At 71.8% G+C, this 8,265-nt stretch carries 8 protein-coding genes; 5 read left to right on the forward strand and 3 right to left on the reverse strand.

All coding sequences use genetic code 11. The features are described 5' to 3' along the window. Positions 1-17: 17 nt before the first annotated feature. Entirely contained in the window at positions 18-1,370 is a 1,353-nt protein-coding gene (locus VFL99_RS04660) for an MFS transporter (protein ID WP_325105166.1), read from the forward strand. A gap of 190 nt (positions 1,371-1,560) precedes the next feature. Next, positions 1,561-3,318, forward strand: a complete 1,758-nt coding sequence (gene leuA, locus VFL99_RS04665; protein WP_325105167.1) for a 2-isopropylmalate synthase — start codon at positions 1,561-1,563, stop codon at positions 3,316-3,318. Positions 3,319-3,344: 26 nt separating this feature from the next. Here leuA and VFL99_RS04670 read toward each other — a convergent pair whose 3' ends face one another. Both VFL99_RS04670 and VFL99_RS04675 read right to left on the reverse strand, forming a co-directional pair. Continuing rightward, positions 3,345-4,049, reverse strand: coding sequence for a hypothetical protein (locus VFL99_RS04670; protein WP_325105168.1), 705 nt, complete (start codon positions 4,047-4,049; stop codon positions 3,345-3,347). A gap of 50 nt (positions 4,050-4,099) precedes the next feature. Beyond that, the gene (locus tag VFL99_RS04675) at positions 4,100-4,729 is read right to left on the reverse strand and encodes an alpha-ketoglutarate-dependent dioxygenase AlkB (protein ID WP_325105169.1); all 630 of its coding nucleotides are present in this window, start codon (positions 4,727-4,729) and stop codon (positions 4,100-4,102) included. Between the two features lie 142 nt (positions 4,730-4,871). Between VFL99_RS04675 and recO the strand changes: the two genes are divergently transcribed. From recO to VFL99_RS04690, 3 genes are all read left to right on the forward strand, one after another. Then, a complete protein-coding gene (recO, locus tag VFL99_RS04680) occupies positions 4,872-5,600 on the forward strand; it encodes a DNA repair protein RecO (RefSeq protein WP_325105170.1) in 729 nt (242 codons plus the stop codon). A 22-nt stretch (positions 5,601-5,622) separates the two neighbouring features. Then, entirely contained in the window at positions 5,623-6,396 is a 774-nt protein-coding gene (locus VFL99_RS04685) for an isoprenyl transferase (RefSeq protein WP_325105171.1), read from the forward strand. Positions 6,397-6,457: 61 nt separating this feature from the next. Continuing rightward, positions 6,458-7,228 carry a phosphotransferase family protein gene (locus VFL99_RS04690; RefSeq protein WP_325105172.1) on the forward strand — a complete coding sequence of 257 codons (771 nt, stop codon included), beginning with the start codon at positions 6,458-6,460 and terminating at the stop codon, positions 7,226-7,228. A gap of 58 nt (positions 7,229-7,286) precedes the next feature. Here the strand turns inward: VFL99_RS04690 and VFL99_RS04695 are convergent, their stop codons facing one another. Continuing rightward, the gene (locus VFL99_RS04695) at positions 7,287-8,132 is read right to left on the reverse strand and encodes an LLM class flavin-dependent oxidoreductase (RefSeq protein WP_325105173.1); all 846 of its coding nucleotides are present in this window, start codon (positions 8,130-8,132) and stop codon (positions 7,287-7,289) included. Positions 8,133-8,265: the final 133 nt, after the last annotated feature.

The raw sequence follows: 8,265 nt of genomic DNA on the forward strand, positions 1-8,265 counted from the left end.
GAATCGGTGGAACAGACATGACCGACCTCACGCTCGGCCGCGACGCCTCCCGCGCGCAGCCCACGGCCCAGCGCCAGAGCCACGCCAAGACCATCGTCGGCACCGGCATCGGCAACGCCCTCGAGTGGTACGACTGGGGCGTCTACGCGATCTTCACGCCCTTCTTCGCCAGCCAGTTCTTCAACGGCGCGAACCAGGCGTCCGCGGTGCTGCTGACCCTGGCCGTGTTCGCGGTCGGGTTCGTGGCCCGGCCGTTCGGCGGCTTCCTCTTCGGCTGGCTCGCCGACCACACCGGCCGGAAGTTCGCCATGGCCGCCACCGTCGGTGCCGCGGCGGTGGGCAGCATCGTGATCGGCGTCTCCCCGAACTACGCCTCCATCGGCGTCGGTGCGTCGCTCATCCTCGTGCTCGCCCGGCTCCTGCAGGGTCTCGCCCACGGCGGCGAGCTCCCCTCGGCGCAGACCTACATCTCGGAGAAGGCCTCCCGGCACAACCGCGGCCTGTGGTCCAGCCTGATCTACGTTTCGGGGACCACCGGCAACGTCGTGGGCGTCATCCTCGGCGTGATCCTGACCGCGTCGCTGGACAAGCAGCAGATGTCCTCGTTCGGCTGGCGCATCCCCTTCCTCCTGGGCGGGGCCCTCGGCCTCTACGCGCTGTACATGCGCAGCAAGATGACCGAGACCGAGGTGTTCCACCACGACGTCGACCAGCGCAAGCAGGACAAGCCGCGGGTGTGGCCGCAGATCGTCCGGCACCGCAAGCAGGCGCTGCAGGTCATCGGCATGACGGTGGGGCTCACGGTCGCCTACTACGCGTGGGCCATCTCCGCGCCGGCCTACGCCATCAGTGCCCTGAAGATCGACGAGACCGACGCCCTGTGGGCCGGAGTCGTCGCCAACCTCGTCTTCATCGCGATCCTGCCGCTCTGGGGGATGCTCTCGGACCGGATCGGGCGCAAGCCGGTGCTGCTCGCCTGTGCCCTGGGCACCGCCGCCGTGCTCTTTCCGCTGCAGTTCCTCGTCCGCCACCAGGCTTGGCAGCTCGGGCTGGCCATGTGCATCGCCATGGTGTTCATCGCCGCCGGCGCGGCCATCGTGCCGGCCGTCTACGCCGAGCTGTTCCCGACGCACATCCGCGCCGTCGGTGTCGGCGTGCCGTACTCCATCTGCGTGGCGCTGTTCGGCGGGACGGCTCCCTACCTGCAGACCTGGATCGGCGGGACGATGGGCCGCTCGGCGTTCACCGGCTACGTGATCATCCTGCTGGTCATCTCCGCCGCGGTCATCCTGACCCTGCCGGAGACCCGGGGCCGCGAGCTGCACGAGCAGCGCAGCGCCGCCGCCAGCGAGCTGCCGTCCGAGATGTGAGCCGCTGGGTCCCGCCGTCTGGACGGAAGGTGGGCGCGCGGCATACCCTGTCGACCGTGCGTATCGCGCGTGGAGCGCTGCTCCTCCTTCTCCGCCGCGGCGGGGCCCACTAGACGGCCTGCCCCTCGCCGCGGAGTTGGTCGTGCCCGGGCCGGACCCGATACGCGAGCGAGAAGGCAGAGAAGAGAAGATGTTCCACCCCCAGCAGCCCAGCGGTATGCCGTTCCACAAGTACCGCCCCTTCCACGAGCAGATCGTCGTCGACCTGCCCGATCGGACCTGGCCCGGCAACCGCATCGACACGGCCCCGCGCTGGTGCGCCGTGGACCTGCGGGACGGCAACCAGGCCCTGATCGACCCGATGAACGCCGAGCGCAAGCTGCGCATGTTCGAGTTGCTCGTGGCGATGGGCTACAAGGAGATCGAGGTCGGTTTCCCCTCGGCGAGCCAGACCGACTACGACTTCGTCCGCCAGCTGATCGAGGGCGGCCGGATCCCCGACGACGTCTCCATCCAGGTCCTGACCCAGGCCCGCGACCACCTGATCGAGCGCACCTACGACGCGATTCGCGGCGCCAAGCAGGCCATCGTCCACCTCTACAACTCCACCTCGGTGCTGCAGCGGCGCGTGGTCTTCGGGATGGACCAGGACGGGATCGTCGACATCGCGCTGCAGGGGGCGCGGCTGTGCCGCAAGCTCGAGGAGACGATCCCCGAGACGGCCGTGACCTATGAGTACTCCCCGGAGTCCTACACCGGCACTGAGCTGGAGTTCGCCGCGCGGATCTGCAACGAGGTGATAGAGGTCTTCGACCCCACCCCCGACCGCAAGCTCATCGTGAACCTGCCCGCGACCGTGGAGATGGCCACGCCCAACGTGTATGCCGACTCCATCGAGTGGATGTCGCGTCACCTCCACCGCCGGGAGAGTGTCGTGCTCTCGCTGCACCCGCACAACGACCGGGGCACGGCCGTGGCGGCCGCCGAACTGGGCTACCTGGCCGGCGCCGACCGCATCGAGGGTTGCCTGTTCGGCAACGGTGAGCGCACCGGCAACGTCTGCCTCGTCACGCTGGGCCTGAACCTGTTCAGCCAGGGCATCGACCCGCAGATCGACTTCTCCGACATCGACCGCATCCGACGCACCGTCGAGCACTGCAACCAGCTGCCGGTGGGGGAGCGCCACCCCTACGGCGGCGACCTGGTCTACACCGCGTTCTCCGGGTCGCACCAGGACGCGATCAAGAAGGGCTTCGACCACATGGCCGCCGACGCGGCCAAGGCCGGCAAGACCGTCGACGAGATCCCGTGGGCCGTGCCCTACCTGCCGATCGACCCACATGACGTGGGCCGCACCTACGAGGCGGTCGTGCGGGTCAACAGCCAGTCCGGCAAGGGCGGCGTCTCCTACATCCTCAAGTCCGAGCACCAGCTGGACCTGCCGCGCCGGCTGCAGATCGAGTTCAGCGGGGTGGTGCAGAAGCACACCGACACCTCCGGTGGCGAGGTCTCGCCGGCGGCGCTGTGGGAGGCGTTCAAGGACGAGTACCTGCCCAAGTCGGGCACCGGCGACCGGGCCTGGGGGCGGTTCTCGCCCATCGGCAGCACGGTCGACAGCGACGGCGACGGCAAGGACCACATCGTCGCCACGATGCTCGACCACGGGCAGGAGATCACCGTGGAGGGCACCGGCAACGGTCCGATCCAGGCGTTCATCAACGCGCTCGAGCCCTTGGGCATCGACGTGCGCGTGCTCGACTACGCCGAGCACGCACTGTCGGCCGGTGAGGGCGCCAAGGCGGCGGCCTACGTCGAGTGTGCGGTCGGGGACCGCGTGCTCTGGGGCGTGGGGCTGCACCGCAGCATCGTCAAGGCCTCGCTGACCGCCGTCCTGTCGGCGGTCAACCGGGCCGAGCGCGACGCCACCACCACCACCACCGCGAGCTGACCCCGCGCCACCTGCGACCGACGTCGTCAGTCGCTGCGCTGGGTAAGGAGTAGCAGGCGTTCGATCTCGTCGGCGACGCCGCCGGGGTCCACGAGCATGTGTAGGTGTCCGGCGCCGTCCAGCCGCCGGGAGGGCCAGCCCGACCGGCGCGCCCGCGCCAGCTGGTCCGCGTACGCCTCACCGAAGGACAGGTAGGCCGAGCGCAGGCCGACGTCCCAGCCCGCGGGAACGGCGACGTGGCTCCGGAAGTACGCCAGGGGCAGGCGGCGCTGCTCGGCCTCGACCGCGTGCCGGCTCGCTAGGTCCGGGAAGAGGGCGTCCACCTCGTGTGCGTCCCACCACGCGGTCCACGGGGGCAGCAACCCGTCGGGACCCGCCAAGGCCTCGAGCTGCTCGAGCAGTTCCGGCGCGGCGAGCGCGGCTTCTCCCAGCGCCGGAGCGACCCCGGCGTCGACATAGACGACGGCCACCACGTCACGGCGCGTCGCGAGGCCCGGGACGAAGTAGCCCGCGTTGCTGTGCGGCACGAGCACGCTCGGGCGGTCCTGCGGTATGCCGGCCAGCAGCCCCTGCAGCACGTCGGCCGGCGTGCGCGGTGCGGCAGTCGGCGCCGTCGACTCGGTCACCGGCCGGCCGCGGGAGCGAAGCACCTCGGCGACCGGTCGCCATACCGCCGGGCCGAGGAGCGGACTCGGCAGCAGGACGACCTCGGGATCGGAGGCGGCAGCCATCCTCGCGAGAGTAGCGCGGTCGTCCTCCCTCACGGACCAGCGTGGGGCGGTCAGCGCACTCCGCGCGGACGGAACTGGATGCTGATCCGCGGCCCGGTGGGGCGGCTGGACTTGGGAATGCAGTGTTCCCAGGTGCGTTGGCAGGAACCGCCCATCACGAGCAGGTCGCCGTGACCGAGCACGTGCCGGATGCTGTGCCCGCCGCCACGCGGCCGGAGCATGAGCGGACGCGGCGTGCCGACCGAGACGATCGCGACCATGGTGTCCTCGGTGCGGCTGCGGCCGATCGTGTCGCCGTGCCAGGCGACGCTGTCGTGCCCGTCGCGGTAGAGGCACAGGCCCCCGGTGCGGAACGGCTCACCGAGCTCGCGGGCGTAGTACCGGCCCAGCGCCTCACGCGCCTGCGTCAGCAGCGGGTGGGGGAGGGCGTCGTCCTCCCCGTAGAAGCACAACAGGCGAGGGACGTCGACGGTGCGCTCGTACATGCGGCGCCGCTCGGCGGCCCACGGCACGTCGTGGTGCAGCCGCTCGAACAGCTCGTCGGATCCGGTCACCCACCCGGGCCGCACGTCCACCCACGCGCCGCGGGTGAGCGTGGTGCGGCGCACGGCGCCGGTCAGGGGACGCAGGCCCAGTCTGTCCACCTGGTCGAGCAGGGATCCCTGGAGCGCAGTGCTCATGGCCACATCCTAGCCACACTTCGAACACCTGTCGCAAGCGCCTGGCGCGCACGCGACTCGTGCCGGGTCATCCGGCGCGGTGCGAGCGGAACGCGCGGCACGGCATACCGGCGGGGGAGAGGTGAGGGAGGACAATGGCGAGGTGCCCCTCTATCGCGACGCCGGCATCGTGCTGCGCACCCAGAAGCTGGGTGAGGCCGACCGGATCGTGACCCTGCTGACGCGCCAGCGCGGCAAGGTGCGCGCCGTCGCCAAGGGGGTGCGGCGCACCAAGTCGCGCTTCGGGGCGCGGCTCGAGCCGTTCATGGTCGTGGATCTCCAGTGCTACGAAGGGCGTTCGCTGGACACGATCACTCAGGCCGAGACGCTCGCGCCGTATGGCGACCCGATCGCCCGCGACTACGTCACCTACACGTCGGCGACGGTGATGCTGGAGACCGCCGACCGGCTCACCGAGGAGGGCGAGCCGGCGCCGCAGCAGTTCCGGCTGCTGGCGGGCGCGCTGTCGTCACTCGCGGCGACGGAGCACGACGCCCGGCTGGTGCTCGACGCCTACCTGCTGCGGTCGTTGGCGATCGCCGGCTGGGCGCCGAGCTTCGTGGACTGTGCGCGGTGCGGGGCGCCCGGACCGCACCTGGCGTTCCACGTCGGCTCCGGTGGCGCCGTGTGTCCCTCGTGCCGCACGCCCGGTTCGGCCGCGCCGCACCGGCTCACCATGGAGCTGCTGGCGGCGCTGCTCAGTGGTGACTGGGCGGTCGCCGATGCCAGCGACCCGGCCCAGCGCCGGGAGGGCAGCGGTCTGGTGTCGGCGTTCCTGCAGTGGCACCTCGAACGCGGTGTGCGATCGTTGCGACTCGTCGACCGCACCTGAGTGTCCCGAGAGCGAGAGAGGTATGACGCCCACGCCCCCCTTCCCCCACCCCAGCGGTGCCCGGCCGCCGCAGATCCCGCGTGAGCTCGTGCCGAACCACGTGGCCATCGTGATGGACGGCAACGGCCGCTGGGCCAACGCCCGGGGGCTGCCGCGGACCAAGGGGCACGAGGCGGGTGAGGCCTCCCTGCTGGACGTGGTTGCCGGCGCGATCGAGATCGGCGTCAAGCACATCTCGGCGTACGCGTTCTCGACCGAGAACTGGAAGCGCTCGCCGGAGGAGGTGCGCTTCCTCATGGGGTTCAACCGGGACGTCATCCGGCGCCGCCGCGACCAGATGCACGCGTGGGGCGTGCGGGTGCGCTGGGCGGGGCGCCGGCCGCGGCTCTGGCGGTCGGTCATCAAGGAGCTCGAGGTCGCCCAGGAGCTCACCAGGGACAACGACGTCCTCACGCTGACGATGTGCGTGAACTACGGCGGCCGGGGCGAGATCGTCGAGGCGACGCGGCAGATCGCCGAGCTGGCGCGGGCGGGCCGGCTGAAGCCGTCCTCGATCGACGAGCGCACGATCGCGAAGTACTTGCACGACCCGACGATGCCCGACGTCGACCTGTTCCTGCGCTCCTCGGGCGAGCAGCGCACCAGCAACTTCCTGCTGTGGCAGTCGGCCTACGCCGAGATGGTCTTCCTCGACCGGCTCTGGCCCGACTTCGACCGCAGGGACCTGTGGGAGGCGTGCGAGATCTTCGCCAAGCGCGACCGGCGGTACGGCGGGGCGCTGCCCAACCCGGTCTGACCGCCCCCGCCCCGACGGGATGATCTAGGATGGCCGGCCATCCCGCGAGATCGGAGGGCGGATGGGCGGCCATGCCATCGAGGTGCGGTCCGACGTGGTGGTCAAGCGCTACCGGTCGTCCGGCCACGACGAGCCCGGGCGCGAGTGGCGGGCCCTGGGGCTGCTCGACGCGTACGCGCCGGGCCTGGCTCCCGCGCCGGTGAGCGCCGATCTGGAGGCCGACCCGCCCGTCGTGGTGATGTCCCGCCTCGGCGGGGAGGCCGTGCGCGGGAAGATCGCCGGCAGGCTGGTGGACGCCCTCGCCGAGGCCGTCACCCGCGTGCAGCACGGCATCCCGCGCCGGGCGCTGGAGCAGGTCCCGCCACGGGCCGGGCACCCGGTTGAGCTGCTGGAGCAGGTACGCGGGTGGGCCGCGCCCGCCGCGCCCCTCGACGGGGATCCCACGATCGCCGAGGCCCTTCGCGCGGCCTCGGCGTGGGTGGCGCGGCCCGGCCTGGAGCGGGTGCTCGCGCGGCCGGGCACCCCGGTGTTCGGCACCGGCGACGGGAACCTGGCCAACTACCTGTGGGACGGGACGCGGGTCCGGGTCGTCGACTTCGAGTACTCCGGGCGCAGCGACCGCGCGTTCGAGCTGGCCGAGATCGGCGAGCACATCGCCGTCTGGGAGAACGACCGGCACGGGATGACCGCCGTGCTGGAACGGCTGGAACTGACCGCCGAGGAGGCCGCCAGGCTGACGGAGTGCCGGCGGCTGATGGCGATGTACTGGCTGCTGCGTACCAAGGGGGAGGTCCGGTCCGAGCAGGCGGTCCGGATGCTGGCCCTGCTGTAGTGCCCCACCGGGAGGGGCGGACGTCCAGCCCTCCCGGAGAGGCGCGATGACAGGAAGATCAGACGACGTCGGCGAGGCGGTCGACCTGTCCGGGGTCGGCGCCGTAGCAGTAGAGCATCACCTCGTCCGCGCCGAGGTCCGCGTACTGGCCGATGGCCCGCCGGATCTCCTCTGGCGTGGTGAGCAGGCCCTCGACCATCCGATCGGCCCGGCCGGTGAACGCGTAATAGGCGCCCATGGCCGTACGGGCGTCCGACACGACCTCCTCAGGGCCGAGCGCGACGTTGACCTGGGTGACGATGCGGGGCGAGCCGGAGCGTCCCGCCTCCTTCCAGAGCCGGTGGACGGTCTCGATGAGGCCGCCCGCCCAGGACGGCGGGGCGGCGGCGAGGAACCCGTCCCCCCAGCGCGCGACCCGCGCGAGCGCGGCCGGCTGGAACCCGCCGAAGAGCAGCTCGGGGCCGCCGAGGCGGGCGGGGAGCGGCCCGACCGGGCCGGCGCCGTCACCGTACGGCTCGCCGGACCACAGCCGCCGCATGACGGCCAGTTGCCCGTCCAGCCGCCGGCCCCGGGTCCTGAGGTCGGTGCCGGCGGCGACGTGGTCGTCCTCGCGGCCCCCGACGCCGATCCCCAGCACCAGCCGGCCGCCGGACATCCGGTCCAGCGTGGCGGCCTGCTTGGCCAGCAGGGCGGGCTCGCGGAGCGGCGCGAGCAGCACCTCCGTCTGTACGCGTACGCGCGTGGTGGCCCCGGCCAGGACCGCCAGGGCGACCAGCGGCTCGGGGTTGTCGTAGACCAGCCGGTCGAGGAGAGCGATGGTGGTGAAGGGGCCGGCATCAGCGCGGCGGGCCCAGTCGAGCAGCGCCGCGGGGTCGCTGATGGGCAGGCCGAGACCGACGTTCATGAAAGTACCTCCGTGAAGGGCATGCGGAATCGATGCCGCCCCTCCAGGACCTCCCGCGACGGGGGAGGCAGGGCTCCCGTTCTGCGGCGCACTTCAGGGGAGCTCCTGATCAGAGTGCCCCCACTCTAGGGGC

The sequence above is a fragment of the Segeticoccus sp. genome, from assembly GCF_035708005.1.

Coding starts and splice junctions, on each gene's coding strand:
- VFL99_RS04660 (WP_325105166.1), top strand. CDS start 18: ATGACCGACCTCACGCTCGGCCGCGACGCCTCCCGCGCGCAGCCCACG.
- leuA (WP_325105167.1), top strand. CDS start 1,561: ATGTTCCACCCCCAGCAGCCCAGCGGTATGCCGTTCCACAAGTACCGC.
- VFL99_RS04670 (WP_325105168.1), bottom strand. CDS start 4,049: ATGGCTGCCGCCTCCGATCCCGAGGTCGTCCTGCTGCCGAGTCCGCTC.
- VFL99_RS04675 (WP_325105169.1), bottom strand. CDS start 4,729: ATGAGCACTGCGCTCCAGGGATCCCTGCTCGACCAGGTGGACAGACTG.
- VFL99_RS04685 (WP_325105171.1), top strand. CDS start 5,623: ATGACGCCCACGCCCCCCTTCCCCCACCCCAGCGGTGCCCGGCCGCCG.
- VFL99_RS04690 (WP_325105172.1), top strand. CDS start 6,458: ATGGGCGGCCATGCCATCGAGGTGCGGTCCGACGTGGTGGTCAAGCGC.
- VFL99_RS04695 (WP_325105173.1), bottom strand. CDS start 8,132: ATGAACGTCGGTCTCGGCCTGCCCATCAGCGACCCCGCGGCGCTGCTC.